Annotated in this window: 23 protein-coding genes; 15 read left to right on the top strand and 8 right to left on the bottom strand. The window is 66.3% G+C overall.

Features of this window, described 5'->3' with window-relative positions:
• Positions 1-170: 170 nt before the first annotated feature.
• Both gap and tkt read right to left on the bottom strand, forming a co-directional pair.
• Positions 171-1,169 (bottom strand): type I glyceraldehyde-3-phosphate dehydrogenase, encoded by a 999-nt coding sequence (gene gap, locus AC2YJX_RS23990; protein ID WP_121421498.1) that lies wholly within the window; start codon positions 1,167-1,169, stop codon positions 171-173.
• Positions 1,170-1,257: 88 nt separating this feature from the next.
• A complete protein-coding gene (gene tkt / locus AC2YJX_RS23985) occupies positions 1,258-3,339 on the bottom strand; it encodes a transketolase (RefSeq protein WP_487257473.1) in 2,082 nt (693 codons plus the stop codon).
• Positions 3,340-3,462: 123 nt separating this feature from the next.
• On the opposite strand from tkt, the gene AC2YJX_RS23980 reads away from it, so the two are divergent.
• The 5 genes from AC2YJX_RS23980 to pyk all read left to right on the top strand — a co-directional run bounded on the left by AC2YJX_RS23980 (position 3,463) and on the right by pyk (position 8,378).
• Positions 3,463-3,852: an S-adenosylmethionine decarboxylase family protein gene (locus tag AC2YJX_RS23980; protein ID WP_057271400.1), complete on the top strand. Its 390-nt coding sequence runs from the start codon at positions 3,463-3,465 to the stop codon at positions 3,850-3,852.
• Positions 3,849-4,634, top strand: a complete 786-nt coding sequence (locus AC2YJX_RS23975) for a nucleotidyltransferase family protein (RefSeq protein ID WP_487257472.1) — start codon at positions 3,849-3,851, stop codon at positions 4,632-4,634. Before AC2YJX_RS23980 ends, AC2YJX_RS23975 begins: the two co-directional genes overlap by 4 nt.
• Positions 4,631-6,028: an aminopeptidase P N-terminal domain-containing protein gene (locus tag AC2YJX_RS23970; protein ID WP_487257471.1), complete on the top strand. Its 1,398-nt coding sequence runs from the start codon at positions 4,631-4,633 to the stop codon at positions 6,026-6,028. The genes AC2YJX_RS23975 and AC2YJX_RS23970 overlap by 4 nt, the downstream gene beginning before the upstream one ends.
• A 2-nt stretch (positions 6,029-6,030) precedes the next feature.
• On the top strand, positions 6,031-6,828 hold the full coding sequence (locus AC2YJX_RS23965) for a CPBP family intramembrane glutamic endopeptidase (protein ID WP_487257470.1): 798 nt from the start codon (positions 6,031-6,033) through the stop codon (positions 6,826-6,828).
• Between the two features lie 113 nt (positions 6,829-6,941).
• Positions 6,942-8,378, top strand: coding sequence for a pyruvate kinase (pyk, locus tag AC2YJX_RS23960; protein ID WP_055398460.1), 1,437 nt, complete (start codon positions 6,942-6,944; stop codon positions 8,376-8,378).
• A gap of 19 nt (positions 8,379-8,397) precedes the next feature.
• Here pyk and AC2YJX_RS23955 read toward each other — a convergent pair whose 3' ends face one another.
• Positions 8,398-9,138: a phosphatase PAP2 family protein gene (locus AC2YJX_RS23955; RefSeq protein ID WP_487257469.1), complete on the bottom strand. Its 741-nt coding sequence runs from the start codon at positions 9,136-9,138 to the stop codon at positions 8,398-8,400.
• A 79-nt stretch (positions 9,139-9,217) separates the two neighbouring features.
• On the opposite strand from AC2YJX_RS23955, the gene AC2YJX_RS23950 reads away from it, so the two are divergent.
• From AC2YJX_RS23950 to AC2YJX_RS23915, 8 genes are all read left to right on the top strand, one after another.
• Positions 9,218-9,925 carry a response regulator transcription factor gene (locus tag AC2YJX_RS23950; RefSeq protein WP_055398497.1) on the top strand — a complete coding sequence of 236 codons (708 nt, stop codon included), beginning with the start codon at positions 9,218-9,220 and terminating at the stop codon, positions 9,923-9,925.
• Positions 9,922-11,313 (top strand): histidine kinase dimerization/phospho-acceptor domain-containing protein, encoded by a 1,392-nt coding sequence (locus AC2YJX_RS23945; RefSeq protein WP_487257468.1) that lies wholly within the window; start codon positions 9,922-9,924, stop codon positions 11,311-11,313. Before AC2YJX_RS23950 ends, AC2YJX_RS23945 begins: the two co-directional genes overlap by 4 nt.
• Before the next feature lie 79 nt (positions 11,314-11,392).
• Positions 11,393-12,457 carry a class II fructose-bisphosphate aldolase gene (gene fba, locus AC2YJX_RS23940; RefSeq protein WP_055398457.1) on the top strand — a complete coding sequence of 355 codons (1,065 nt, stop codon included), beginning with the start codon at positions 11,393-11,395 and terminating at the stop codon, positions 12,455-12,457.
• Positions 12,458-12,774: 317 nt separating this feature from the next.
• Entirely contained in the window at positions 12,775-13,509 is a 735-nt protein-coding gene (locus AC2YJX_RS23935; protein WP_487257467.1) for a hypothetical protein, read from the top strand.
• A gap of 63 nt (positions 13,510-13,572) precedes the next feature.
• The gene (locus tag AC2YJX_RS23930; RefSeq protein WP_228897279.1) at positions 13,573-15,174 is read left to right on the top strand and encodes a Re/Si-specific NAD(P)(+) transhydrogenase subunit alpha; all 1,602 of its coding nucleotides are present in this window, start codon (positions 13,573-13,575) and stop codon (positions 15,172-15,174) included.
• Between the two features lie 35 nt (positions 15,175-15,209).
• Complete coding sequence (gene pntB / locus AC2YJX_RS23925) at positions 15,210-16,622, top strand: Re/Si-specific NAD(P)(+) transhydrogenase subunit beta (RefSeq protein WP_426305495.1); 1,413 nt, start codon at positions 15,210-15,212, stop codon at positions 16,620-16,622.
• A 91-nt stretch (positions 16,623-16,713) separates the two neighbouring features.
• On the top strand, positions 16,714-18,393 hold the full coding sequence (locus AC2YJX_RS23920; RefSeq protein WP_121421489.1) for a long-chain-fatty-acid--CoA ligase: 1,680 nt from the start codon (positions 16,714-16,716) through the stop codon (positions 18,391-18,393).
• Between the two features lie 70 nt (positions 18,394-18,463).
• Entirely contained in the window at positions 18,464-19,231 is a 768-nt protein-coding gene (locus AC2YJX_RS23915; RefSeq protein ID WP_487257466.1) for a 5'-methylthioadenosine/adenosylhomocysteine nucleosidase, read from the top strand.
• Between the two features lie 293 nt (positions 19,232-19,524).
• On the opposite strand, the gene corA is transcribed toward AC2YJX_RS23915, so the two are convergent.
• The 5 genes from corA to AC2YJX_RS23890 all read right to left on the bottom strand — a co-directional run bounded on the left by corA (position 19,525) and on the right by AC2YJX_RS23890 (position 23,765).
• Entirely contained in the window at positions 19,525-20,511 is a 987-nt protein-coding gene (corA, locus tag AC2YJX_RS23910) for a magnesium/cobalt transporter CorA (protein ID WP_055398450.1), read from the bottom strand.
• A 198-nt stretch (positions 20,512-20,709) separates the two neighbouring features.
• Positions 20,710-21,492 carry a uracil-DNA glycosylase family protein gene (locus tag AC2YJX_RS23905; protein ID WP_487257465.1) on the bottom strand — a complete coding sequence of 261 codons (783 nt, stop codon included), beginning with the start codon at positions 21,490-21,492 and terminating at the stop codon, positions 20,710-20,712.
• 28 nt (positions 21,493-21,520) lie between these two features.
• Positions 21,521-22,000: a ribosomal protein S18-alanine N-acetyltransferase gene (rimI, locus tag AC2YJX_RS23900; RefSeq protein ID WP_121421487.1), complete on the bottom strand. Its 480-nt coding sequence runs from the start codon at positions 21,998-22,000 to the stop codon at positions 21,521-21,523.
• Between the two features lie 19 nt (positions 22,001-22,019).
• On the bottom strand, positions 22,020-22,736 hold the full coding sequence (tsaB, locus tag AC2YJX_RS23895) for a tRNA (adenosine(37)-N6)-threonylcarbamoyltransferase complex dimerization subunit type 1 TsaB (protein ID WP_487257464.1): 717 nt from the start codon (positions 22,734-22,736) through the stop codon (positions 22,020-22,022).
• 30 nt (positions 22,737-22,766) lie between these two features.
• Complete coding sequence (locus AC2YJX_RS23890) at positions 22,767-23,765, bottom strand: DMT family transporter (protein WP_121421485.1); 999 nt, start codon at positions 23,763-23,765, stop codon at positions 22,767-22,769.
• 97 nt (positions 23,766-23,862) lie between these two features.
• Here AC2YJX_RS23890 and dacB point away from each other — a divergent pair, with 97 nt between their 5' ends.
• Together dacB and AC2YJX_RS23880 are read left to right on the top strand one after the other, a co-directional pair.
• Positions 23,863-25,335 carry a D-alanyl-D-alanine carboxypeptidase/D-alanyl-D-alanine endopeptidase gene (gene dacB / locus AC2YJX_RS23885; protein WP_487257463.1) on the top strand — a complete coding sequence of 491 codons (1,473 nt, stop codon included), beginning with the start codon at positions 23,863-23,865 and terminating at the stop codon, positions 25,333-25,335.
• Between the two features lie 50 nt (positions 25,336-25,385).
• Complete coding sequence (locus tag AC2YJX_RS23880) at positions 25,386-25,655, top strand: SemiSWEET transporter (RefSeq protein WP_055395455.1); 270 nt, start codon at positions 25,386-25,388, stop codon at positions 25,653-25,655.
• Positions 25,656-25,763: the final 108 nt, after the last annotated feature.

Genomic DNA, 25,763 nt, shown 5'->3' with positions numbered 1-25,763 from the left:
AAAAAAAGCCGGTGGCCTTGGCAGGCGACCGGCTTGAACAGGGTAGTTGCTACTAGCGCTTCTTCATCTTCAAAGGGAAAACTTTTCAAGACCTGCGCAAACAGGCCTGAGTCCGCCGTTGCGTTCCGGGGACAAGCATGGCGCCTGATCCCCTTTTGCGCAAGTCGTACTTACTTGGATACCACGCGCACCATTTCCAGGCACTTGTTCGAGTAGCCCCATTCGTTGTCGTACCAGCTCACGACCTTCACGAAGGTGCCGTCCAGGGCAATGCCAGCGTCGGCATCAAAGATCGAGGTGCGGGTGTCGCCACGGAAGTCGGTGGCCACCACCTTGTCTTCGGTGTAGCCCAGAACGCCCTTCAGGGCGCCTTCGGACTGGGCCTTCATCTCGGCCTTGATTTCATCGTAGGTGGCAGCCTTGTCCAGTTCCACCGTCAGGTCCACCACCGACACGTCGGAGGTGGGCACGCGGAAGGACATGCCGGTCAGCTTCTTGTTCAGCGCGGGGATCACCACGCCCACGGCCTTGGCCGCGCCAGTGCTGGAGGGAATGATGTTTTCCAGAATGCCACGGCCGCCGCGCCAGTCCTTGTTCGAAGGGCCGTCCACGGTCTTTTGCGTGGCAGTCGCTGCGTGCACGGTGGTCATCAGGCCGCGCTTGATGCCCCACTTGTCGTTCAGCACCTTGGCCACGGGGGCCAGGCAGTTGGTGGTGCACGATGCGTTGGAGATGATGGCCTGGCCCGCGTAGGTGTCGTGGTTCACGCCGAACACGAACATGGGGGTGTCGTCCTTGGAGGGGGCCGACAGGATGACCTTCTTGGCACCAGCGTCCAGGTGCTTCTGCGCGGTGACCTTGTCCAGGAACAGGCCGGTGGATTCGATCACCACGTCGGCGCCGACTTCGTTCCACTTCAGGTTGGCGGGGTCGCGCTCTTGCGTCAGGCGGATCTTCTTGCCGTTGACGACCAGGGTGTTGCCCTCGACCGAGACTTCGCCCTTGAAGCGGCCATGCACCGAGTCGTACTGCAGCATGTACGCGAGGTACTCGGGCTCCAGCAGGTCGTTGATGCCCACGACTTCGATGTCGCTGAAGTTCTGGATGGCCGAGCGCAGCACGTTGCGGCCGATGCGGCCGAAGCCGTTGATACCAATCTTGATCGTCATAGGGAGCCTCTTCAAAGTTGCAAAGTCGAAATCGGGAATCTGCCGCCGCGCGCCCGCTGGCAGCGGGGCACAGCGGGCAGGAGAAGTTTTAGCGGGCCTTCTTGGTGGGCTTCAGACGTGCGGCGCCGATGGCGACCAGCACCGCATCGGCCACGTTTTCTGCGGTGAAACCGAAGTGCTTGAACAGCACGGGCGCAGGGGCCGATTCACCGTAGGTGTCGATGCCCACCACGGCAGCGCAGCCGTATTTCCACCAGCCGTCGGTCACGCCCATTTCCACGGCCACGCGGGGCACGCCGGCGGGCAGCACGCTGCTCTTGTACTTGGCGTCTTCACGGTCGAAGGTGGTGGTGCTGGGCATGGAGACCACGCGCACGCCGATCTTCTTGTCGGCCAGCAGGCGCTGGGCCTTCAGGGCTAGCTGCACTTCAGACCCGGTGGCAATGATCACGGCCACGGGCTTCTTCTTGATGCCCACGTCGGAGGGTTCTGACAGCACATAGGCGCCGCGCGAGATGTCGCCCAGGTCGCGCTTGGGAGCGTAGGGCAGGTTCTGGCGCGACAGGGCCAGAACGGTGGGCTTGTTGCGGTTGGACAGGGCCACACTCCAGGCCACGGCGGTTTCGGCCGTGTCACCGGGGCGCCAGACGTCGAGGTTGGGAATCAGGCGCAGGCTGGCCACGTGCTCGATGGACTGGTGCGTGGGGCCGTCTTCACCGAGACCAATGGAGTCGTGCGTGAACACGTGGATCACGCGCTGCTTCATCAGCGCGGCCATGCGGATGGCGTTGCGGCTGTAGTCGCTGAACGTGAGGAAGGTGCCGCCGTAGGGGATGAAGCCACCGTGCAACGCCACGCCGTTCATGATGGCGGCCATGCCGAATTCGCGCACACCGTAGTTGATGTGGCGGCCACCGACCTTGTCGCCATTCGCGGCTTCGGTCTTGACCACGTTGCCCTGCATGTCAAAGCGCAGGTTGGGCGTGCTCTTGGTGTTGGTGAGGTTGGAGCCGGTCAGGTCGGCGCTGCCACCCAGCAGCTCTGGCAGGGCTGCGGTGAAGGCTTCCAGCGCCAGCTGGCTGGCCTTGCGGCTGGCCACGGTTTCGCCCTTGGTATGGGCGGCCACCACGGTGTCCACGGCCACCTGGGCAAAGTTGGCGGGCAGGTCGCCGTTCATGCGGCGCGTCAGCTCGGCAGCCAGCTCGGGGAAGGCGGCGGTGTAGGCGGTAAAACGCTCGTTCCAGGCGGCCTCAAAAGCTTGGCCGTTGGCCTTGCAGTCCCAGCTGGCGTACACGTCTTCGGGGATCACGAAGGGTTCGCTGGCCCAGCCCAGGGCTTCGCGGGTCAGCGCGATTTCTTCGGCGCCGAGCGGTTCGCCGTGGGCCTTGGCGGTGTTGGCGCGGTTGGGGCTGCCCTTGCCGATGTGCGTCTTGCACACGATCAGGGTGGGGCGCTCGGTCTGCTTCTTGGCTTCTTCGATGGCTGCGGCCACCTTGTCAGCATCGTGGCCGTCGATGGGGCCGATCACGTTCCAGCCGCTGGCCACAAAACGCAGGGGGGTGTTGTCGGCAAACCAGGGAGCGACCTGGCCATCGATGCTGATGCCGTTGTCGTCGTACAGGGCGATCAGCTTGTTGAGCTTCCAGGCGCCTGCCAGAGACACGGCTTCGTGGCTGATACCTTCCATCAGGCAGCCGTCGCCCAGGAAGGCGTAGGTGTGGTGGTCCACCACGGCATGGCCTTCGCGGTTGAACTCGGCGGCCAGCAGCTTTTCGGCCAGCGCAAAGCCCACGGCATTGGTGATGCCCTGGCCCAGGGGGCCGGTGGTGGTCTCGACGCCAGCGGTGTAGCCCACTTCGGGGTGGCCGGGCGTCTTGCTGTGCAGCTGGCGGAAGTTCTTCAGCTCGCCAATCGGCAGGTCATAGCCCGTGAGGTGCAGCAGCGCGTACAGCAGCATCGAGCCGTGGCCGTTGGAAAGCACAAACCGGTCGCGGTCAAACCACTGGGGGTTGGTAGGGTTGTGCTTGAGGTGGCGGCTCCACAGCGCCACGGCCATGTCGGCCATGCCCATGGGGGCGCCGGGGTGGCCGGAGTTGGCTTGTTGAACGGCGTCCATGGCCAATGCGCGGATCGCATTTGCCATCTGTTGGGATTGCTGGGTGTTGGCCATGGGGGGAGGGTTCAGGGTGGGTGATTCGGGGGAAACCCGGCATTTTACCGGGGCGGCTTTCGCCCACCTGAATTCGCAGGCTGCAAGCCGGAAGCCCGGTGGCAATGCACTACAGTGCGGGCCATGCAAGGACTGCACCTCACCGCCGATCTCCATGGCTGCCGCTGTGCCCCTGCCTGGCTGCTGGACGCCGCCGCCCTGGGCCGCGCCTGTACCGATGCGGTGCACGCCGCCGGGCTGCAGCCCGTGGGGCAGTTATTTCATGAATTTCCGGCCACGGCGCATGGCCCTGGAGGGGTGACCGCTACTGTTTTGCTAGCAGAATCCCACCTGTGCGTGCACACCTGGCCCGAGCAGCGCGCGGTGACGCTGGATGTGTATGTGTGCAACTTTGGCGCCGACCATTCGGGCAAGGCGCGGGCGCTGATGGACGCGCTGCTGGCCCTGTTCGACCCCACCACGGTGGAGCGCCACGCGCTGCAGCGGGGTGCTGTGAACGAGGTGGCGGCATGAGTTCTAGTGCCGCCTCCCATCACCAGGTACCCGCGTTGCTGCTGGCCGCCGGCCGTGGCGAGCGCATGCGCCCGTTGACCGACACCACCCCCAAGCCTCTGCTGCCGGTGCAGGGCCAGCCACTGCTGCAGTGGCACTTGGCGGCGCTGCAGGAGGCGGGTGTGGAGCGGGTGGTGATCAACACCGCGTGGCTGGGGGCGCAGATCAGCGACCATTTTCTAGGTGTTTTCGGCCTTCAGCGCTTGATGGATAAGCGCAAACAGCTATCAATTTCATACTCGCGTGAAGGCGTGGACTTTGGCGGTGCGCTGGAAACCGCTGGTGGCATCGCGCGCGCGCTGCCCCAGCTGGGGCCCGTGTTCTGGCTGGCGGCAGGTGATGTGTTTGCCCCCGACTTCGTGTTCGACAGCGCCGCCGTGGCGGCCTTTGAAGCGAGCCACCACATGGCCCACCTGTGGCTGGTGCCCAATCCGGCGCACAACCCGCGTGGCGACTTTGGCTTGTCGGTAGACGGGCTGGCGCTGAACCTGCCCGCCGACGACCCCGCACCGCGTTACACCTACAGCACCATCGCCCTGCTGCGCGCCGAGCTGTTTGCAGCGCCGTGGTGCGACATTCCGCCCGGAAACCCCAGCGGCATCAAAGCCCCGCTGGCGCCGCTGCTTCGCCGTGCAATGGACAATGGCCGCGTCAGTGCGCAGCTCTACACCGGCCGCTGGACCGATGTGGGCACGCCCGAGCGGCTGGCCGAACTCAACTTCTTTTCTTCCAACGCGCCATGAACACCACCGTGCCTGCCTCTGTCTACGCCCAGCGCCGCGCGCACCTGGCTGCCCAGCTGGGCCCCGGGGGTATCGCCATCATTCCTACGGCGCTGGAGCGCCCGCGCAATCGGGACAGCGACTTTCTGTTCCGCCACGACAGCTACTTCTACTACCTGACCGGCTTCACCGAGCCCGGCGCGTGCCTGGTGCTGGCCCACGACGGCCGCAGCACGCTGTTTTGCCAGCCCAAGGACCTGGAGCGCGAGATCTGGGATGGATACCGCCTGGGCCCGGCCGCCGCGCCCGCTGCGTTGGGAGTGGACGCGGCACATTCGATGGCTGAGCTGGACAGCAAGCTGCCGCGCCTGCTCGAAAACACGGGCTGCGTCTGGTACCCGTTTGCCACGCACAGCGGCTTGGCGGCGCGGGTGGAGGGCTGGCTCAACGTGGTGCGCGGCCGTGTGCGCTATGGCGCCATCTGCCCCGCAGAACAGAACGACCTGTGCACGCTGCTCGACGAGATGCGCCTGTTCAAGGACGCGCATGAGCAGGACATCATGCGTCGCGCAAGCAGCATCAGCGCGCAGGCCCACATCCGCGCCATGCAGCGCTCGGCCCGCATGCTGCGCGCCGGGGAGGATGTGCGCGAATACCACCTCGATGCCGAGCTGCTGCACGCGTTCCGAGACGCAGGCTCGCAGTACCCGGCCTACAGCTCCATCGTGGCGGCGGGCGCGAACGCCTGCGTGCTGCACTACCGCGCCGATGCGGCCCCGGTGCGCGATGGCGAGCTGGTGCTGATCGACGCGGGCTGCGAGCTGGACAGCTACGCCAGCGACATCACCCGCACCTTCCCCGCCAACGGCACATTTACAGGCCCCCAGCGTGCGCTGTACGACCTGGTGCTGGCCAGCCAGGATGCCGCCGTGGCTGCCACCAAGGCGGGTGCCCGCTTCAACGACCCGCACGACGCAACGGTGGCCGTGCTGGCGCAGGGCATGCTGGACCTGGGCCTGCTCGACAAGAACAAGGTGGGGTCGGCGCAGGACGTGATCGACAAGCGTGCCTACTTCCAGTTCTACATGCACCGCACCAGCCACTGGCTGGGCATGGACGTGCATGACTGCGGCAGCTATGTGGAGCCCGGCGAAGTCGGCCAGGTGAGCGAGCGCAAGGACCCGCTCTCGGGCGAGACCATCACCAACCGCCCCAGCCGTGTGCTGCGCCCGGGCATGGTTCTGACCATCGAGCCCGGCATCTATGTGCGCCCCGCCGAGGGCGTGCCTGAGCAGTTCCACAACATCGGCATCCGCATTGAAGACGATGCCATCGTCACGGACACGGGCTGCGAGCTGATCACGCGTGGCGTGCCCGTGAAGGCCGACGAGATCGAAGCGCTGATGCGCGCCTGAGCGTGGGCAAACCCATGGCCGTGGACAACGCTGTGTTGGCGGAATCGGCGGGTGCCCCGGGGCAACCCGCGAAGTGGCGACTGGGCGGTGCGCTGTGGTTGTTGGGCATGCCTGGCGTGGTGGCGGTGGTGTGGGCGCTGCTGCCACCGTTGAAGGCCAACGAGGCGCTGCTGCCGTTGCCGCTCTGGGCGGTGGTGCTGCTCAGCGGGCTGCAGACGGCCGTGCTGTTGGCGCTGGCTGTGGCGGTGGGCGTGTGGCTGGCGCCCCGCGTGGGCCTGCGGGCGCCCGTGGTGTCTTCCTGGCTGGTCGGCCAGCCCATCGGCCCCGCGCTGCGTGTCCAGTCCCTGCCTGGCATCGTGGGCGGTGTGGCGGGCGCCGCGTGGTTGTGGGTGCTGTCCCAGGTGGCCCCCGCCGCGTTGCAACCGTCAGACCCCGCCAGTGCCATGCCCCTCCTGGTCAAGCTGCTGTATGGCGGCATCACCGAAGAATTGTTGGTGCGCTGGGGCGTGATGACCCTGCTGCTGTGGCTGGGCTGGCGCGTGCTGCAGCGCGGGCAGGGCCAGCCTGGCAAGGGGCTGGTGGCTGGCGCGGTGCTGCTCAGTGCGCTGCTGTTTGCGCTGGGGCATCTGCCTGCCGCGCAGGCGCTGGCGGGCGCATTGAAGGTGCCCGTCGTGGTGTTTGTGCTGGTGGGCAACACGGCCTTTGGCCTGGTGGCAGGCTGGCTCTACGCGCGCCACGGGCTGGAGGCGGCGATCCTGGCGCATGTGCTGGCGCATCTGTTGTCATCCCCGTTGCTCTGATGGGGCTTATGGACCGCAGGGCGGATGCAAGGGGTAACTCGCCTGTAACCGCTTCGTGTGAGAATTGAAACTCGATTACATCCACCAGACAAACGAGAGAAAGAGACAAACCCATGCCTACCCGCCGCGCCACCAAGATTGTTGCCACCCTGGGCCCCGCCTCCAGCGACCCGGCACTGCTGGAGGCCATGATCCGAGCGGGGGTGAATGTGGTGCGGCTGAACTTCAGCCACGGCAAGGCGCAGGACCACATCGACCGCGCCGCCACCGTGCGTGCCGCCGCCCAGCGCGCGGGCCGCGAGGTGGCCATCATGGCCGACCTGCAGGGCCCCAAGATCCGCGTGGGCAAGTTTGCCGAGGGCAAGGTGCAGCTGGAGTCGGGCGCCAAGTTTGTGCTGGATGCATCGCGCACCGAACTTGGCGACATCGAAGGCGTGGGCCTCGACTACAAGGAGCTGCCACGCGACGTGAAGGCGGGCGACCTGCTGCTGCTCAATGACGGCCTGATCGTGCTCACGGTGGATGCGGTGCGCGGCGAGGAAGTGCACACCACCGTCAAGGTGGGTGGCGAGCTGTCGAACAACAAGGGCATCAACAAGAAGGGTGGCGGCCTCACGGCACCGGCCCTCACGGCCAAGGACATGGAGGACATCCGCACGGCGATGAGCTTCCAGGCCGACTACGTGGCCGTGAGCTTTCCCAAGAACGCGACCGACATGGAAATGGCGCGCCAGCTGTGCAATGTGGCCGCGTCCGAGTACCGCCACAAGCCTGGCCTGATCGCCAAGATCGAGCGGGCCGAGGCCATCCCGCACCTCGAAGCCATCCTGCGCGTGAGCGACGGGATCATGGTGGCGCGCGGCGACCTGGCGGTGGAAGTGGGCAACGCGGCCGTGCCCGCGCTGCAAAAGAAGATGATCCGCATGGCGCGCGAGCTGGACAAGGTCGTCATCACCGCCACGCAGATGATGGAAAGCATGATCACCAACCCCGTGCCCACGCGCGCCGAGGTGAGTGACGTGGCCAACGCCGTGCTGGACGGCACCGACGCCGTGATGCTGAGCGCCGAGACGGCCGCAGGCCGCTACCCGCTCGAAACCGTGGAAGAAATGGCCACCATCTGCGCAGCGGCCGAGGCGGCGGAAGACCATCACCTGGACGCGGACTTCACCGGCCAGACCTTTGGCCGCATCGACCAGTCCATTGCCATGGGCGCACTGTTCACCGCCCACCACCTGGGCGCCAAGGCCATCGTGGCCATGACCGACAGCGGTGCCACGGCGCTGTGGATGAGCCGCCACAGCATCCGCATCCCCATCTATGCGCTCACGCCCAAGGTGACCACGCAGCGCAAGATGGCCATGTACCGCAACGTGCGCCCCCTGCTCATGGACACCAGTGCTGACCGCGATACGGCCCTTGAGCAGGCCGAGCGCCACCTCAAGAACCGCAACATCGTGCAAAAGGGCGATGTCTACGCCATCACCTGCGGCGAACCCATGGGTGCGCCGGGCGGGACCAACATGCTGAAGATCTGCGTGGCGAGCTGAATAGCCAGGTTCTGAGTCGTTAGCTGGCCGCGTGTGGCGGGTCGTTGGCGAGAGACAACGCCGCCAGGCGTGGGCGCAGTGCCAACGCTCCCAGGTCGCACAGCCAGCCCACCGTCCAGCAGAGCCAGCCCGTCCACAGCGTGTGGCTCATGAAGTGCGCGCCGCGCACCTGTTGGGCTCCACCCAGCACCAAGCCTGCCAGCATCGCCGCAGCCAGCCACCAGCGCGCGGCAGCCGGTGCCTTGTGGCGCAGCGCGAAGTAGCCCCCCACGAAGGCAAAACCCGCCGAGGCATGGCCCGCCGGAAAGCACCGCCCACCGCCGCCATCGACCACGCCCAGCGCCCAGTGGGAGGCATACCGCGCTACACCGCCGAACTCCGCCAGGTCCCAGGGGCAGCTGGTGGTGCTGAGGTTCTTGCCCACGCTCACGGCCGCCAGCGCCAGCAAGGCACTGATGGCCATCTGCAGGCGCTCACCCACATCCAGACGCCGCAACACCCCCCAGGGCCACCAAACGCCCAGCGCCAGCAGCAGCACCAGCAGCCATCCCAGGCGGCGGGCCCCTTCGTGGAGCACCTGCACGAAGAACCATTGTTCTCGCAGTGGGAACCCTTTGGCCGAGCCAAACGCGCGGGCCAGGGGGATGTCTTGCCCGCCAGCGTCCCATGCCACGATGGCGATCAGGATGCCCAGGGTCCACAGGAGCAAGGTACGGTGGTCGTGGGCGAAGCGGCGGGGCGAGGAAGGCGTGGACAGCATTCCACCGACCATAGGGCGCGCCACTTAACGCCGCCTTAATGACCCCGCGCAGGTGGCCGCGCCCGGCGACAATCGCTGCATGCGAATACTCGTTGTCGAAGACGATGCCGGCATTGCCGCAGGCCTGCGCACGAACCTGCAGCAACGTGGCTATGCGGTGGATGTGTGTGATGGCGTGGCCAGTGCCTGGGGGGCGTTGCGCGCGGAGCGCTTTGATGCCGTGCTGCTCGATCTTGGGCTGGCCGACGGTGATGGCGGCGATCTGCTGCGGCGGTTACGCCTGAGCCCGGCGCCGGGGGGAGCGGCTTCTGCGCAGGTTTTGCCCGATCCCTCCACCCCTGTACTCATCGTGACCGCCCGCGATCAGGTCCACCAGCGCATTGCGGGGCTGGACCAGGGGGCGGATGACTACCTGGCCAAGCCTTTTGACATGGACGAGCTGGATGCGCGCTTGCGCGCCCTGCTGCGCCGGGCCGCCGGGCGGGCCTCGCCCACCATCCGCTATGGCGATATCGAGATGGACCCTGCGGCGCGCACCGTGCACCAAGGCGGCAAGCTGGTGGAGATGTCGCCCCGGGAGTTTTCGGTGCTGCTGGTGTTGCTGGAGGCGCGGGGGCGGGTGCTCTCGCGCCAGCAGATCGAAGAGCGCCTGTACAGCTGGGATGCGGCCATCGAGAGCAATGCGGTGGAGGTCCACATTCACCACCTGCGGCGCAAGCTGGGCAGCGCATGTATCCAGACCATGCGAGGTGTGGGCTACTTCATGCCCCAGGAGGCGGCCGCATGAGCGCTGCTGCCGCAACGCCCGGGGGGAGTGCGCGCAGGCCGTCGCTGACCCGGCAGCTGCTGCTGTGGTCCCTGGGCGCGCTGGTGCTGGTGTGGGGCAGCTTTGTGTTCATGGGCTACCAGACGGGGGTGCACGAGGCGGATGAGCTGACCGACGGGCACCTGGCCAGCGTGGCCGCCCTGTTGCTGAACCTGCGTGCGAACGAGGCTGCCGAGGGGCCCCAGGTCACCCAGCGGGTCGCCACACCCTGGCTCAAATCGCACGACTACCAGCAATCGCTCAGCGTCGTCCAGTGGGATGCGCAGGGGCGTCTGCTCCATCACAGCGGTACGGCGCCCGTTCCTGCTTTCAGCGCCGCCGAGGGGTTCGCCAACATGGCGCTGGGGGCGAAGGGTGTGGTGTGGCGCAGTTTTTCCCAGTGGGACGCGGCACGCACGCACAAGATCATGGTGCTGCTGGAGCTGCGCGAGCGCGACGAGCTGGCCCAGGACATTGCCGAGCAGATGATCGAGCCTGGCCTCTGGTTGCTGCCCGTGGTGTCCCTGGCTCTCGGGCTTGCGCTGTGGCGCGGTCTGCGCCCGCTGTATGCCCTGTCGGCCGACGTGGCGGCGCTCGACCCCGCCAGCACCCAGCGCCTGGCGTCACGCCATGCCTGGAACGAGTTCGAGTCCGTGGTCGCATCGATCAACACCCTGCTGGACCGCCAGCAGGCGGCGATGGTGCGCGAGCGCCGGCTGGCCAATGAAGTCGCGCACGAACTGCGCACGCCCCTGTCCTCCATTGCGCTGCAGGCCAGTGCTTTGGGCGGCGAGCTGGATGCGGCCGCCCGGGCGCAGGCCATCGCCCGCATTGGCCAGGATGCCCTGCGTGCAGGGCATGTGCTCAACCAGCTGCTGGCCCTGGCGCGCGCGAGCCGGGCCGAACTGCATGAGGCCAAGGCGCCGGTGGATCTGTGCGCGGTGGCGCGCCAGGTGTGTGCCGACTATGCCCAGGCGGCCTGGCAGCGGGGCAACGACATCGCACTGTCGGCGCCACCGGCGCTGTGGGTGTCTGGGCATGCGCTGCTGCTGGACATCGCGGCGCGCAATCTGGTGGAGAACGCGCTCAAACACACACGAGACGGCACGCACATCGCCGTGCAGGTAGGTGCTTCTGACGGGGCGGGTGCATGGCTGCAGGTGTGCGACGACGGCGCGCGGCGCCAGGGCGATGCGTCTGTCGCTCCGGGGCCGAGAAACCCCTCGGACAGCCTGCATCTGGGCCACGAGATCCTGCGGCGGGTCGCAGACATTCATGGTGGCTATTTCGGGCCAGCGCCTGCCGCCCCGCCCTTTACCACCTGTTTTCGGTTGGATTTGCCCCCTTCGGCGGTCACGCCCCCCGGTTAAAATTGCGAGTTACCAAGCGGTTACCACCGCCAAGCCCGGCTTACAGCGCCTTCCCCAACCCTCAACGGACCCTACGACCATGCCCCTCGTTTCGATGCGCGAACTGCTCGACCATGCCGCTGCCAACAGCTATGGCATCCCTGCCTTCAACGTCAACAACCTGGAGCAGGTCCAGGCCGTCATGGCCGCCGCCGACGAAGTGGGCGCCCCGGTCATCCTGCAGGCCAGCGCCGGTGCCCGCAAATATGCGGGTGAGCCCTTCATCAAGCACCTCATCCAGGCAGCGGTCGAGGCCTTCCCGCACATTCCGCTCGTCATGCACCAGGACCACGGCACTTCGCCCAAGGTCTGCCAGGGCGCCATCGACCTGGGCTTTGGCTCGGTGATGATGGACGGCTCGCTGATGGAAGACGGCAAGACGCCTTCCTCCTTCGAGTACAACGTGGAAGTGACCCGCAAGGTCGTGGACATGGCCCACAAGGTGGGCGTGACGGTGGAAGGTGAACTGGGCTGCCTGGGCAACCTGGAAACCGGCGAAGCCGGTGAGGAAGACGGCATCGGCGCCGAGGGCAAGCTGGACCACAGCCAGATGCTGACCGACCCCGAAGAAGCGGCCGTGTTTGTGAAGGCCACCCAGTTGGATGCATTGGCCATTGCCATCGGCACCAGCCACGGCGCCTACAAGTTCAGCCGCAAGCCCACGGGCGACATCCTGGCCATCAGCCGCGTCAAGGAAATCCACCAGCGCATCCCCAACACCCACCTGGTGATGCACGGTTCCTCGTCGGTGCCCGCCGAGTTGCTGGCCATCATCAACCAGTACGGCGGCAAGATGAAGGAAACCTACGGCGTGCCGGTCGAGGAAATCCAGGAAGCCATCAAGCACGGCGTGCGCAAGATCAACATCGACACCGACATCCGCCTGGCCATGACCGGCGCGGTGCGCAAGTTCCTGGCTGAGAACCCCGACAAGTTCGACGCCCGCGAATGGCTCAAGCCTGCCCGCGAAGCTGCCAAGCAGGTCTGCAAGCAGCGTTACCTGGAGTTCGGCTGCGAAGGCCAGGGCAGCAAGATCAAGGGCCTGAGCCTCCAGGTTGTGGCAGCCCAGTACGCTGCGGGTACGCTGGCCCAAGTGGTGAACTGATCGTTGGCATGAGGCCCTGAGGGGCCGCTGCCCAGCCTGGCTGCGTTGTGCTGCCAGGCTTTTTTTTGCCTGTCTGCATGCAGAGACTGGGGAGTTCTCTCTACAGCAGACAAAGGTGACAGCGACAAGATCTTCTTCATGTAAGCTCGCGGTCAGCTTGCCCACCGGCAGCGCCGCAAGAAGTGTCCGATACCAGGGCGCTTTCAACACATTTCTCACCAGCTACACCGAGCTGGTTGTTGCATGGCAGAAGCCGTCGATGGACGGACTCGGGTGCCGTGGGATGATTGAAGGCGAATTCGTATGAACCTTTCTCTATGACTCTGACAAATTCAAAGTTCCGGCGGCTGTTGCCTCTCTTGCCTGTGTTGGCTGTGACGGTGTTCACGGTGGCGTGCGCGCCCCTGACCGTTCCTCCCAAGTCCGAATATCCCGTGGGTCGCGCCCGTCTGGTGTTGCCGCCGGGGGCGTGGCAGGACCTGGGAACCTCCGAAGAAGCCACATCCAGCTCCGCAGGCCGTACCCCGCTCCAGACGCGTGCGGTGGCGCTGCGGGGTGCGCAAGGTGAGTGGCTGGCTGCGGTGCGCGTGCAGACCAACCGCACCGGCGATCTGCGCGGGTCTCCGCAAGGGGTGGGGTACTGCCCGCCGCAACAGGACGTCGTGGTCAAAGATCCCGCGGATGGCAGCCCCGTGCGCGCCGACTGCCTGCGCTTCAAGCTTTGGGCGAGCAGCCCCAAGTGGCTTGAAAAGAACCGACCCGAACTGGGCCAATGGATGACCAGCCGCCAGATCGCGCTGAGCACCCCCTATGCGCATGTGAGCTACCGTTACGTCACCGAAGCGGGTGTCTGGGTGGCGGTGGATGCCCTGGTGGACCAGCGGCTGATCAGCGTCCGGCCGCGCAACAACGAAGAGTTCCTGCTCGCAGGCCTGCCCTTCCAGCAGTGGGCCTATGACCTGGCCCAGGCTGCGCGCCTGAGCGCCGGCATGGTGGACGGCCACCTGGCCATTCCGCCTTTCCCGTTCCCCACGCCCACATCCAGGCCCTAGCTCGCCAGTTTTTCCCTGCCTGGCGGCCTTGCATAACGATTACGAAACTCGAGGAGACCTCTAATGCAGACAACCCCCGTCCCGCAGCCGCAGCGTATCGGCGTGCCCAGGGAGACCTTCCCCGGTGAAAAGCGCGTGGCCACAGTGCCCGATGTGGTGGAAAAGCTGATCAAGCTGGGCTTCGCGGTCACTGTGGAGTCGGGGGCTGGGGATGGCGCCAATTTCAGCGATGACGCCTACCGCGCCGCCGGGGCCCAGATCGTGGGCGACGCTGCCGCGCTGTGGGCTGCATCCGATATCGTCTTCAAGGTGCGCCCGCCCAGCAGCGACGAAGTGGCGCTGATGCGCGAGGGTTCGACGCTCATCGATTTCATCTGGCCCGCCCAGAACCCGGAACTGATGCAGCAGTTGGCCGCGAAGAAGGCCACGGTGCTCGCCATCGACTGCCTGCCACGTACGCTCTCTCGCGCGCAGAAGATGGACGCGCTCACCTCCACCGCTGGCGTCAGCGGCTACCGCGCCGTCATCGAGGCGGCCAACGCCTTTGGCCGCTTCTTCAACGGCCAGATCACGGCGGCGGGCAAGGTGCCGCCGGCCAAGGTGTTCATCGCAGGCGCTGGCGTGGCGGGGCTCGCGGCCATCGGCACAGCAGCCAACCTGGGCGCCATCGTGCGCGCCAATGACACACGTGCCGAGGTGGCCGACCAGGTCAAGTCGCTGGGCGGTGAGTTTGTCAAGGTGGACTACGAGGAAGAAGGCTCGGGCGGCGGCGGTTACGCCAAGGTCATGAGTGAGGGCTTCCAGGCCGCGCAGCGCAAGATGTACGCGGAGCAGGCGAAAGACGCCGACATCATCATCACCACCGCGCTGATCCCCGGCAAGCCCGCGCCCAAGCTCATCACGGCCGAGATGGTGCAGAGCATGAAGCCCGGCAGCGTGATCGTGGACATGGCCGCCGAGCAAGGCGGAAACTGTGAGCTGACGGTGCCCGGCCAGGCCGTGGTGCGCCATGGTGTGACCATCGTCGGCTACACCGACCTGGCTTCGCGCTTGGCCAAGCAGTCGTCCACCCTGTATTCCACCAACCTGCTGCGCCTGACAGAAGAGCTGTGCAAGGCCAAAGACGGCGTGGCCGTGGTCAACATGGAGGATGACGCGATCCGGGGCCTTACCGTGGTCAAGGATGGTGCCATCACCTGGCCTGCGCCACCGCTCAAGCAGGCCCCTGCACCGGCACCCAAGGCTGCGGCGGCACCCGTGGCCGCCAAGAAATCCAGCCATGGCCCCGGTGCCCCCATGTCCGCCAAGACGCTGACCATTGTTTTTGCCGTGCTGGCCGTGCTGTTCTGGGCCATCGGTGCCTATGCGCCTGTGGCCTTCCTGGGGCACTTCACGGTGTTCGTGCTGGCCTGTTTCATCGGCTACATGGTGGTGTGGAACGTCACGCCCGCGCTGCACACGCCGCTGATGAGCGTGACCAACGCCATCTCCAGCATCATCGCCATCGGCGCGCTGGTGCAGATTGCGCCGCCCGATGCGGGCATCAATGGGCGCCCGGATGGGCTCATCCTGTGGCTTGCCTTTGCCGCCCTGGTGCTCACGGCCGTCAACATGTTCGGTGGCTTTGCGGTCACGCGCCGCATGCTCGCCATGTTCCGCAAGTAATCCGATAACGACAAGAACAACGAGGAGCACAGAACATGTCCCAAAGTCTCGCTACCGTGGCCTACCTGGGCGCGGCCATTTTGTTCATCCTGAGCCTGGGCGGGCTCTCCAACCCCGAAACCTCGCGCCGGGGCAACCTGTTCGGCATGGTCGGCATGGCGCTGGCCGTGCTGGCCACAGTGTTCGGCCCGCGCGTCAGCCCCGCAGGGGTGGCCTGGATCGTCGGCGCGCTGGTCATTGGCGGCGGCATTGGCCTGTATGCGGCCAAGGTCGTCAAGATGACGCAGATGCCGGAGCTGGTCGCGCTCATGCACAGTCTGGTGGGTCTTGCGGCCTGCCTGGTGGGGTTTGCCAGCTATGTGGATACCTCGATCCAGCTGCAAGGCGCGGAGAAGATCATCCACGAGGTGGAGATCTATGTCGGCATCCTGATCGGCGCCATCACGTTCAGCGGATCACTGATCGCCTTTGGCAAGCTCAACGGCAAGATCGGTGGCAAGCCGCTGTTGCTGCCCGGCCGCCACTGGATGAACCTGGCTGCGCTGCTGATCGTGATCTGGTTTGGCCGCGAGTTCTTGCGCGCCGAGACCATTGAACAGGGCATGGTGCCGCTGATGGTGATGACGGCGATCGCACTGCTTTTCGGCATTCACATGGTGATGGCCATTGGTGGCGCCGACATGCCGGTGGTGGTGTCCATGCTCAACAGCTACTCGGGCTGGGCAGCGGCGGCCACGGGCTTCATGCTGTCCAACGACCTGCTCATCGTCACGGGCGCGCTCGTGGGCTCCTCGGGCGCCATCCTGTCCTACATCATGTGCAACGCGATGAACCGCAACTTCATCAGCGTGATCGCGGGCGGCTTTGGCTCGGGCGCTGGAACTCCCGCCAAAAAAGGCGAGGCCACCGAGCCGCAGGGCGAGGCCGTACCCGTCAGCTCCGCCGAGACGGCCGAGCTGCTGCGCGACGCCAAGAGTGTGATCATCGTGCCCGGCTACGGCATGGCTGTGGCCCAGGCCCAGCATACGGTGTACGAGATCACCAAGACCTTGCGCGAAAAAGGCGTGGATGTGCGCTTTGCCATCCACCCGGTGGCGGGCCGCATGCCTGGCCACATGAACGTGCTGCTGGCCGAGGCCAAGGTGCCCTACGACATCGTGATGGAGATGGACGAGATCAACGAGGACTTCCCGAATGCCGACGTGGCCATGGTCATCGGCGCCAACGACATCGTGAACCCGAGCGCGCTGGACGATCCGTCCAGCCCCATCGCCGGCATGCCGGTGCTCGAAGTGTGGAAGGCCAAGACCTCGATCGTGATGAAGCGCTCCATGGCGTCGGGCTATGCCGGGGTGGACAACCCTCTGTTCTACAAGGACAACAATCGCATGCTGTTTGGCGACGCCAAGAAAATGCTCGACGAAGTTCTTTCCGCGCTCAAGGGGTGACGGGCATAATTCCACCGCAAAAAAAGCACGACCGTGCTGTTAGCCGCAGCACGGTTTTCACGACCTCAATAAAACTTATCAGGAGACAACAATGACCCATCGCCCCTGGCTGACTGCCTATCCGCAAGGCGTCCCCGCAGACATCGACACCACGCAATATCCGTCGCTCGTGGCCCTCATGGACGAGGCGTTCACCAAGTACGCGGGCCGCGTGGCCTACAGCTTCATGGGCAAGGAAGTGACCTATGCCCAGACCGACTCCCTGAGCAGTGCGTTTGCGGCCTACCTGCAGGGCCTGGGCCTGGTCAAGGGCGACCGTGTGGCCATCATGATGCCCAACGTGCCGCAGTATCCTGTCACGGTGGCCGCCATCCTGCGCGCAGGTTTTGTGGTGGTCAATGTGAACCCGCTGTACACGCCGCGCGAACTGGAGCATCAGCTCAAGGACTCGGGTGCCAAGGCCATCGTCATCATCGAAAACTTCGCCACCACGCTGCAAAGCTGCATTGCGAACACGCCCGTCAAGCACGTGGTGCTGTGCGCCATGGGCGACCAGTTGGGCCTGCTCAAGGGCGCGCTCGTCAACTATGTGGTGCGCAACGTCAAGAAGATGGTGCCCGCCTACAACCTGCCGGGTGCCGTGCGCTTCAATGACGCGGTGGCCCAGGGCACGCGCGGCACGCTCAAGAAGCCCGACATCAAGCCTGACGACATCGCGCTGCTGCAATACACCGGCGGCACCACGGGTGTGAGCAAGGGCGCCGTGCTGCTGCACCGCAACGTGATCGCCAACGTGCTGCAGTCCGAGGCGTGGAACGACCCCGTGATGAAGAAGGTGCCCGCAGGCGAACAGCAGACCAGCATCTGCGCGCTGCCGCTGTACCACATCTTTGCGTTCACCGTGAACATGATGCTGAGCATGCGCACGGGCGGCAAGACCATCCTGATCCCCAACCCGCGCGACCTGCCTGCCGTGCTCAAGGAACTGTCCAAGCACACCTTCCACAGCTTCCCGGCCGTGAACACGCTGTTCAACGGCCTGGCCAACCACCCCGACTTCAATACCGTCAACTGGAAGAACCTCAAGGTCTCGGTAGGCGGGGGCATGGCCGTGCAGGGCGCCGTGGCCAAACTGTGGCTGGAGAAGACCGGCTGCCCCATCTGCGAAGGCTACGGCCTGTCGGAGACCAGTCCCTCGGTCAGCTGCAACCCCGTGACCGCCAAGGAGTTCACGGGCACCATTGGCGTGCCGCTCCCCGGCACCCTGATGAAGCTGATCGACGACGACGGCAAGGAAGTCACCACCCTCGGCCAGCCCGGCGAGATCGCGATCAAGGGCCCGCAGGTGATGGCCGGGTACTGGCAGCGCCCCGATGAAACCGCCAAGGTCATGACCGACGACGGCTTCTTCAAGTCCGGCGACATCGGTGTCATGGACGAGCGCGGCTTCTTCAAGATCGTGGACCGCAAGAAGGACATGGTGCTGGTCAGCGGCTTCAACGTCTACCCCAATGAGGTGGAAGAGGTCGTGGCCAACTGCCCCGGCGTGCTCGAATGCGCCGTGGTGGGCGTGCCCGACGAGAAGACTGGTGAAGCCGTCAAGCTCGTGATCGTCAAGAAAGACCCCGCGCTCACCGAAGCGCAGGTCAAGGAGTTCTGCCGCGCTGAACTCACGGGCTACAAGCAGCCCAAGGTCATCGAGTTCCGCACCGAGCTGCCCAAGACCCCCGTGGGCAAGATCCTGCGCCGCGAACTTCGGGACAAGAAGTGACCCGTGGGGCCACGTGCCCCACTTGACAATCCAGGCGGCCTCGGCCGCCTTTGTTTTTCAGGGAGAACCCATGACCACCGCCATCCTCAGCGCCTTGCCCGAAGAGCAAAGCTCGCTGGTTGATCACCTCTTGCACCCTCAGCGGGTGATGCACGCAGGCCGGGCTTTCTGGCTGGGTGATCTGCAGGGCCGTCCGGTGGTGTTGGCGCTGTCGGGTATCGGCAAGGTGGCGGCGGCCACCACGGCCACGGCGCTCATTGAGCGGTTCGGTGTGGCGCGTATCGTCTTCACCGGGGTTGCGGGCGGTGTGGGCGATGGCGTGAATGTGGGCGACGTGGTGGTAGCGCAGGACTACCTCCAACACGACATGGACGCCTCTCCCCTGTTCCCCCGCTGGGAAGTGCCGGGCTACGCGCGCAGCCGCCTGGTCTGTGATGCGGCATTGTCTGCTACGCTTTTGGAAGCTGCTCACGCTTGTGTATCAAGCGCTAGAGGCCAATTTGGCTTGAAATCTACGCCGCAGAGCACATCGGAAGATGCCCTGCACCGCGCGCACCACGGCCTGGTTGCCAGCGGGGACCGCTTTGTTTCTGCCGCCGATGAAGCCCACCGTCTGCGCACCACGTTGCACGACGCTGGCCACAATGTGCTGGCCGTAGAAATGGAAGGCGCCGCCGTGGCCCAGGTGTGTCACGACTACGGCATCCCCTTCGCCGCTGTGCGCACCATCTCCGACCGCGCCGACGACACCGCGCACGTAGACTTCCCCCTCTTCGTGCAGACCGTGGCCAGCCGCTATGCCGAGCACATGGTGCTTGCCCTCATGCATAAACTATGAAATTGATAGCTGCTAACGCTTTATGGAAAAGCGATACAGGTCAATTTGACTCATATTTTGCGTTGAGATAAACGACGAACCGATCACCAGCTTCGCTTCGGTTTCGACAGGCTCAGCCCGAGCGGTCGGGAGACCGAATTCATGGAGTCCGCTATAGCGCCGGGGCTACAAGTTCGACAACTGTGCCGTGAAACCGGCGCACCCCAAATACCAGCGCCACCGCGGAACCGGCTCTGCCGGGCCGCTGGAGGCGTCCCTCCTCGGGGGGGAAGGCGCGCAGCGCCACAGGGGGGCTACTTCAACCAGCCGCGCTTGCGGAAATACCACATGGGCCCGAGCGCACTGGCCACCATCAGCGCAAGCGCATACGGGTAGCCCAGCGACCAGTCCAGCTCGGGCATGAACTTGAAGTTCATGCCGTACACGCTCGCAATCAGCGTGGGCGGCAGCAGCGCCACGCTGGCCACCGAGAAGATCTTGATGATCTTGTTCTGGTTGATGTTGATGAAACCGACCGTGGCGTCCATCAAGAAGTTGATCTTGTCGAACAGGAACGCCGTGTGGTTGTCCAGCGATTCGATGTCGCGCAGGATCTGGCGGGCTTCCTCGAACTGCTCGGAGTTGAGCATCTTGCTGCGCATCATGAAGCTCACCGCGCGGCGGGTGTCCATCACGTTGCGGCGGATACGGCCGTTCAAGTCTTCCTGGCGGGCAATGGCGCCCAGCACCTCGCCAGCAAGGGCGTCGGTCACGTCGCCGGCCAGCACTTGCTTGCTGACTTTCTCCAGCTCGTCGTAGATGTTTTCGAGCGTGTCGGCCGAATACTCGGCGTCGGCATCGAACAGCTTGAGCAGAACTTCCTTGGCGTCCTCGATGAGGCCCGGCGCGCGGCGTGCGCGCATGCGCAGCAGGCGGAACACCGGCACGTCTTCGTCGTGGATGGAAAACAGCACGCCCCGGCTCTTGAGGTTGGCGTTGTGCTGGTTCAGGATGAAGGCCACGCGCACCGAGCGGGGGTCTTCGTCGTCGTCAATCAAGAAGTCGCTGCGGATGTGCAGCTCGCCGTTGTCTTCTTCGTAGAAGCGGGCGGATTCCTCGATGTCCTCGTCCATCGCATCCTCGGGGATGGACAGGCCGTAGTGCTGCTTGATCCAGCGTTTTTCTTCGAGCGTGGGGGCTTCCAGGTCCACCCAGATCGGCTGGAACTTGGTCAGCTCTTCCAGCGATTCAATTTCTTCCTGGAACAGCCGGCCATTGGCGAGCGTGAAGATGTTGAGCATGGGCTCACTCCCTTGTTGTATGGCATCTGCGGTGTGGGGGATCGGGTGCTTTCAACCCCACAGCGGCAGGCCGGGGAGCTGAAAGCTACCAACTCGGGTAGGTTTCCAAGGAGCTTTCTCCGTAAAAAAATGGACAGGCGGCGGATTATGGCACTGCGGCTGCAGTGGAGTCGTTGCAAATGCCCGCGCCCTCAGCGGTCAGCCGGGCGAAGCCTGGCGCACGATGGCAAGCGCCCGGCACAGGTCGGCCCAGGCGGCGGCCTTGACGTCTTGCGAGCGCAAGAGAAACGCGGGGTCGTAGGTCACCACGGCCGGGCATTCCGCCAGCTGGTGCGGGCCCGCGCGCAGGCGGCCCAGCGGCTCGGTGCGCCCCAGCGCCGCCCGCGCCGCCACATGGCCCAGCACCAGGACCAGGGCGGGTTGTAACTCAGCCACGGCGTCGGCCAGCGCGGCGGGGATGTTGCTGTCGCCACTGGTCTCTGCGCCGGCTGCAGTGCGCTCCAGCGCAGCAAGGAACACACGGGGGTGCTTGTGCAGCTGCATGGCGCGCAGCATGTTGTCCAGCAGCCGGCCTGCGTCGCCACCCAGCGGCTCGCCCGGCGTCAGGCTCTCGGTCACGATCAGCCAGCCTCCACCCAGCCCGGCCGGGGTCTGCGATGGGTCGGCGCTGGGGTAAAGCACCTGGGGCGCATGCAGCCGCAAGCTGGGGATGGCCGGTGCTGCGCCTGCGTTCTCTACCGCAGGTGCCGGTGCGGGTGCTCGCGGGGCCGCTGGCTGGGGCGCTCGCGCAGCAGGAGGGCTGGCCACGGCGGGTGTCGGGGCGGTGGGGGGCGCCATGCGGGCGGCAGGGGCGGGCGCCGCCACGGCGACGGCGGGGGCCCCGGCTGTGGTGCGGGCTACGGGTGCCTCCGGCTGCACCCACACGGTGACGCCCATTTCTTGCAGCATGGCGCGCTGGCGCGCATCGAGGTGAAGGTTCATGGAAAAAAGGGCCGGTTGAAGGTGTTGCTCACAGTGCCAGGCTCATGACCACGGCATCTTCGCGCTGGCCCAGGTCAGCGGGGTAGTAGCGCTTGCGTTCGCCCACGCGTCGGAACCCGTGTGTCTGGTAGATGTGCTGGGCGCGCAGGTTGCTCACGCGCACCTCCAGCCACAGCCACTGGGCGCCGCGCCCGCGTGACCACAGGGCCAGCGCGTCCAGTAGCACCCGCGCCCAGCCCTGGCGCTGGAACTCGGGGGTGACGGTGATGTTGAGCAGGTGCACCTCGTCCACCCCCATCATGGCCACGAAGTAGCCGAGCAGGTGTTCGTCCGCCATCAGCACCTGTGCCTGGTAGCCCGATGCCATGGCATCGGTGAAGTTGCCGCGTGTCCAGGGGTGCGAATAGGCACGTTGTTCCACCGCCAGCACGGCATCCAGCCGCGCGAGCGTGAGGGCTTCAAAGCGCGCCTCGGGCGCGCCGGCAGACGGGGTGGGCAGGGCGCTCATGGGGTCTGGCAGAAAGGATTCACAGAGGAGCGGGCACCGCCTGGGCGGCGCGCAGCGCAGCCCGCTCGGCGGTGGTTTGTGCCACTTTATCGCGGATGTAGCGCGGCAGCGCATCGCTGGCCGGCACACCTTCGCCCGCTGCCAGCAAGGCCGGTGCCAGGCGCAGCAGCGCCGTGGCTGTGGGCAGCGTGGCCACGTGGGCGGCCATGGGCGCCAGCCGCTCGCCATAGGGCGTGCGCGCATTGCCCGCCACCGTCCACCCTGCGGGGGCAAGCACGGATTCCGGTGCGCCCAGGCCAAAGTCGGCCTCGGTGTGCCAGCGGCCCTCGGCAGCGACCCATTCGCAGCGCGCGTGGTAGACCTCGTCCATGCGCGCGTCCAGCACCGCCACCACCTGCGTGCAGCCGTGCGCGTGGCGCGCTTCCTCGGCCACGGCCAGCAGGGTGTCCACGGGCAGCACCGGCACACCCTGGCCCGCGCGCGCGCCAAACGCCAGCCCCTGGGCCACGGCGCAGGCGGTGCGCAGGCCGGTGAAGGAGCCTGGGCCCCGGCCAAAAACAATGGCCTCCAGCGTGTCGAACGACAGGCCCGCTTGTGCCATCAGGCTGCGCACCGTCGGGATCAGGGTGGCCGATGCTTGCGCGCCCCCGGGACCCGTGTGCTGCCACACGGCATCCCCGTGCTGGACGGCAATGGAAAGGGTGTCGGTGCTGGTGTCGAAAGCAAGCAGATTCATGGGGCCAGTGGGGTTGCGCGGCAAAGGAGGTCAGGGGACGGTAGGGCCAGGCACGGGCGTGGGCGGGGTGACCGCAGGCGCCTGGCTCCTGCGCAGCACGCCCAGCAGGATACCGGCAGTCACCAGCAGCAGGCCGGCGACGAGGTTCCAGTACATCGGCTCGTCCAGAAAAATCACCGCGCCGATGGCCGAGAGGCCGGGCACCAGGGCCGTGATCATGGTGGAGCGCACAGGGCCATAGTGCTGGATCATGCGGGTGAAGCCAATGCCCGAGATCACCACCGACCCGCCACCTTGGAACGCCATGTGAAAGACGATCTCGCTCCACGGCGCAATGGCCAGATGGCTGGTGACGGTTCCCAGCGCAATCAGCAGGGCATAGCTGGGAACATAGACCAGGCAGGCAAACGCGGTGATGGCGATGGTGGCCTGCACGGCGTCCACGGCGTGGCGCCGGGCCAGCACGCTGTAGGTGGCCCAGCAGGAGGCGGCCAGCATGAACAGCACGTCGCCCTTCCACACATCACCGCCCGAAAACGCTGCCAGCAGGCTGCGCCCGCCCACCAGCAGGTCGCCTGCCACGATCAGCGCCAGGCCCGCCGCGCGCAGCGGGGTGATGTGGTCGCGCAGCAGCACGGCGGCGAGCAGCGCCGTCCACAGCGGCAGGCTGCCCGGCATGAGCACCGCCGCATGGGTGGCGGGCGCGTGGAAGAACCCCGCATAGGCCAGCATGGCGTAGAGCAGACCGCCAAAGCTGCCCAGCAGCACCGTGGTGCGCAGCGGCAGGGGCGAGATACCTGCCAGGCTGGAGGGCGGGGCCGCAGAGCCCAGTGCTGTGGTGCGCTGCCGCACCATCCACCAGCCCCAGGGCAGCAGGACCAGGCTGGCGCCCACGATGCGCAGCAGCGCAATGTCGAACGGGGTGAGCGTGCGCTGGGCCGAGGCGCGGGCAATGACGATGAAACCCGTCCAGATGGTGACCGTCACGACTGCTGCCAGCAGGCCGATGGCACGAGGAGAAAAACGCATCGGGGGATTATCGGTGGGTGGGGGCGGCGGCGCTTGCAGCGGGTCTGGGGGCCGCCGCGGCCCAGGTGGGTTTCCTGCCGGGCGATAGACTCGCTCCATGCTTTTGCTTCCTGTTTTTTGGCGCCGCGCTGCGCTGCGTGGCGCCCTGGGTGTTGTTGTGGCCTGGTTGGCTCTGGTGGGGGCTGTTGACACGGCCCAGGCCCAGGCGGCGGCGCCCGCCACCCCGCTGCCGCCCGAGGTCGAAGCCGCCCTGGCCCGCGCCAGGTTACCGCGCGAGGCCCTGTCGGTGATGGTGGTGGATGCCCAGGGCGGCAAGACTTCGCCTGCGCGCCTGGCGCACCGTGCGCAGTTGCCGGTGAACCCGGCATCGGTGATGAAGCTGGTGACCACTTACGCCGCGCTGGAGCAACTGGGCCCCGCCTATGTGTGGAACACCCCGGTCTATCTGCAGGGCACGGTGCAGGACGGCAGCCTGCGGGGCAACGTCTACATCCAGGGCCAGGGAGACCCCAAGCTGGTCATGGAGCGGCTGTGGCTGCTGATGCGCCGCCTGCAGGGCCAGGGTATCCAGGTCATCGTGGGCGACATCGTGCTCGACCGCACCGCCTTTGAGGTGCCCGACCACGATCCAGCGCGATTTGATGGCGAGCCCCTGCGCCCCTACAACGCCGCGCCCGACGCGCTGCTGCTCAACTACAAATCGTCGGTGATGACCTTTGTGCCGGATGCCGCCGCAGGCCTGGCGCGCATTCAGTACGACCCACCCCTGGCGGGCGTGGCGCGCCAGGCCACCGTGGCGCTGGGCGCGCCGGGCACCGAGTGTGGCGACTGGCGTGGTGCCTTGCGGGCGGAGCTGGCCGACCCGGCCAAGGTGAGCTTTCAGGGCGTGTACCCCGCGGCATGTGGCGAGCGCGTCTGGCCCGTGGCGGCGGCCGACCCACGCGGCTTTGCGGCGCGTGCGGTGGAGGGCATGTGGCGCGAACTGGGCGGCAAGCTCACGGGCAGCGTGCGCGAGGGCAAGGTGCCGCCTGGCCTGAAGCCTGCCTTCACCGTCACCTCGCCCGCGCTGTCCGAGGTGGTGCGTGACGTGAACAAATACAGCAACAACGTGATGGCGCAGCAGGTGTTCCTGACGCTGGCATTGCAGAAAAACGGCGTGGCCACCTTCGACGGCGCGCGCGATGCCCTGCGCCAGTGGTGGCTTGCACGCATCGGCGACGCCGAGCTGCCCCAGGCCGACAACGGCGCAGGCCTGAGCCGCGATGCCCGCCTGACGGCCCAGGCACTGGCGCGCATGCTGCAGGTGGCCTGGGTATCGCCCGTGATGCCGGAGCTGGTGGCGTCGCTGCCCATCTCCGGGGTGGACGGCACGCTGCGCCGCAGCCAGAGCCGTGCGGGCACGGCCCACCTCAAGACGGGCAGCCTGCGCGATGTGATGGCCGTGGCCGGTTACGTGCACGCGGCCAGCGGGCGGCGGTATGTGCTGGTGGCCGTGGTCAACCATGCCAATGCCGGCGCTGCGCGGCCCGTGCTCGACAGCCTGATCGACTGGACCGCGCGCGACCAGTGAATAATGCGCACTCGCGCAGCCATCCGCCGCGCAGTCACCCGCCTCCCTTCATGTCCACCACCGAGCTGATCGGCTACGTTGCCGCCTTCCTGACCACCTGCAGCTTCGTTCCGCAGGCCCTGCACACCTTCCGCACGCGCGATGTCCGGGGCATCTCTCTGGGCATGTACAGCGTGTTCACGGCGGGGGTGGCGCTGTGGCTGGTGTATGGCGTCGTCCTGGCGGCGTGGCCCATCGTGGTGGCCAACGCCATCACGCTCGCGCTGGCGGGGACGATCCTGGGGATGAAGCTGGTCTACGGGGCGCGTGGCCATCGTTGAGCGGCCACTGCTGGCGGGCTGCTGTCACCTAGGCGTCTGCCCGCTGGTTCGGTCCGCGTTATCCCCTATGGATGGTGCAGTGCAGGTGCGCGCACGATGCGTCGTTGT

It is taken from the genome of Acidovorax sp. SRI_002 (assembly GCF_057586455.1).
The sequence above is the reverse complement of the archived record's forward strand: the minus strand, read 5'-3'. Positions and strand labels throughout refer to the sequence as shown.

Bases quoted from the DNA above. Each gene is read 5' to 3' on its own strand.
- AC2YJX_RS23955 (WP_487257469.1), bottom strand. From the start codon at position 9,138: ATGCTGTCCACGCCTTCCTCGCCCCGCCGCTTCGCCCACGACCACCGT.
- pntB (WP_426305495.1), top strand. From the start codon at position 15,210: ATGTCCCAAAGTCTCGCTACCGTGGCCTACCTGGGCGCGGCCATTTTG.
- AC2YJX_RS23915 (WP_487257466.1), top strand. From the start codon at position 18,464: ATGACCACCGCCATCCTCAGCGCCTTGCCCGAAGAGCAAAGCTCGCTG.
- tsaB (WP_487257464.1), bottom strand. From the start codon at position 22,736: ATGAATCTGCTTGCTTTCGACACCAGCACCGACACCCTTTCCATTGCC.
- AC2YJX_RS23880 (WP_055395455.1), top strand. From the start codon at position 25,386: ATGTCCACCACCGAGCTGATCGGCTACGTTGCCGCCTTCCTGACCACC.
- corA (WP_055398450.1), bottom strand. From the start codon at position 20,511: ATGCTCAACATCTTCACGCTCGCCAATGGCCGGCTGTTCCAGGAAGAA.
- dacB (WP_487257463.1), top strand. From the start codon at position 23,863: ATGCTTTTGCTTCCTGTTTTTTGGCGCCGCGCTGCGCTGCGTGGCGCC.
- AC2YJX_RS23970 (WP_487257471.1), top strand. From the start codon at position 4,631: ATGAACACCACCGTGCCTGCCTCTGTCTACGCCCAGCGCCGCGCGCAC.
- rimI (WP_121421487.1), bottom strand. From the start codon at position 22,000: ATGAGCGCCCTGCCCACCCCGTCTGCCGGCGCGCCCGAGGCGCGCTTT.
- AC2YJX_RS23950 (WP_055398497.1), top strand. From the start codon at position 9,218: ATGCGAATACTCGTTGTCGAAGACGATGCCGGCATTGCCGCAGGCCTG.
- AC2YJX_RS23930 (WP_228897279.1), top strand. From the start codon at position 13,573: ATGCAGACAACCCCCGTCCCGCAGCCGCAGCGTATCGGCGTGCCCAGG.
- AC2YJX_RS23945 (WP_487257468.1), top strand. From the start codon at position 9,922: ATGAGCGCTGCTGCCGCAACGCCCGGGGGGAGTGCGCGCAGGCCGTCG.
- AC2YJX_RS23980 (WP_057271400.1), top strand. From the start codon at position 3,463: ATGCAAGGACTGCACCTCACCGCCGATCTCCATGGCTGCCGCTGTGCC.
- gap (WP_121421498.1), bottom strand. From the start codon at position 1,169: ATGACGATCAAGATTGGTATCAACGGCTTCGGCCGCATCGGCCGCAAC.
- fba (WP_055398457.1), top strand. From the start codon at position 11,393: ATGCCCCTCGTTTCGATGCGCGAACTGCTCGACCATGCCGCTGCCAAC.
- AC2YJX_RS23920 (WP_121421489.1), top strand. From the start codon at position 16,714: ATGACCCATCGCCCCTGGCTGACTGCCTATCCGCAAGGCGTCCCCGCA.
- AC2YJX_RS23975 (WP_487257472.1), top strand. From the start codon at position 3,849: ATGAGTTCTAGTGCCGCCTCCCATCACCAGGTACCCGCGTTGCTGCTG.
- tkt (WP_487257473.1), bottom strand. From the start codon at position 3,339: ATGGCCAACACCCAGCAATCCCAACAGATGGCAAATGCGATCCGCGCA.
- AC2YJX_RS23890 (WP_121421485.1), bottom strand. From the start codon at position 23,765: ATGCGTTTTTCTCCTCGTGCCATCGGCCTGCTGGCAGCAGTCGTGACG.
- pyk (WP_055398460.1), top strand. From the start codon at position 6,942: ATGCCTACCCGCCGCGCCACCAAGATTGTTGCCACCCTGGGCCCCGCC.
- AC2YJX_RS23905 (WP_487257465.1), bottom strand. From the start codon at position 21,492: ATGAACCTTCACCTCGATGCGCGCCAGCGCGCCATGCTGCAAGAAATG.
- AC2YJX_RS23935 (WP_487257467.1), top strand. From the start codon at position 12,775: ATGACTCTGACAAATTCAAAGTTCCGGCGGCTGTTGCCTCTCTTGCCT.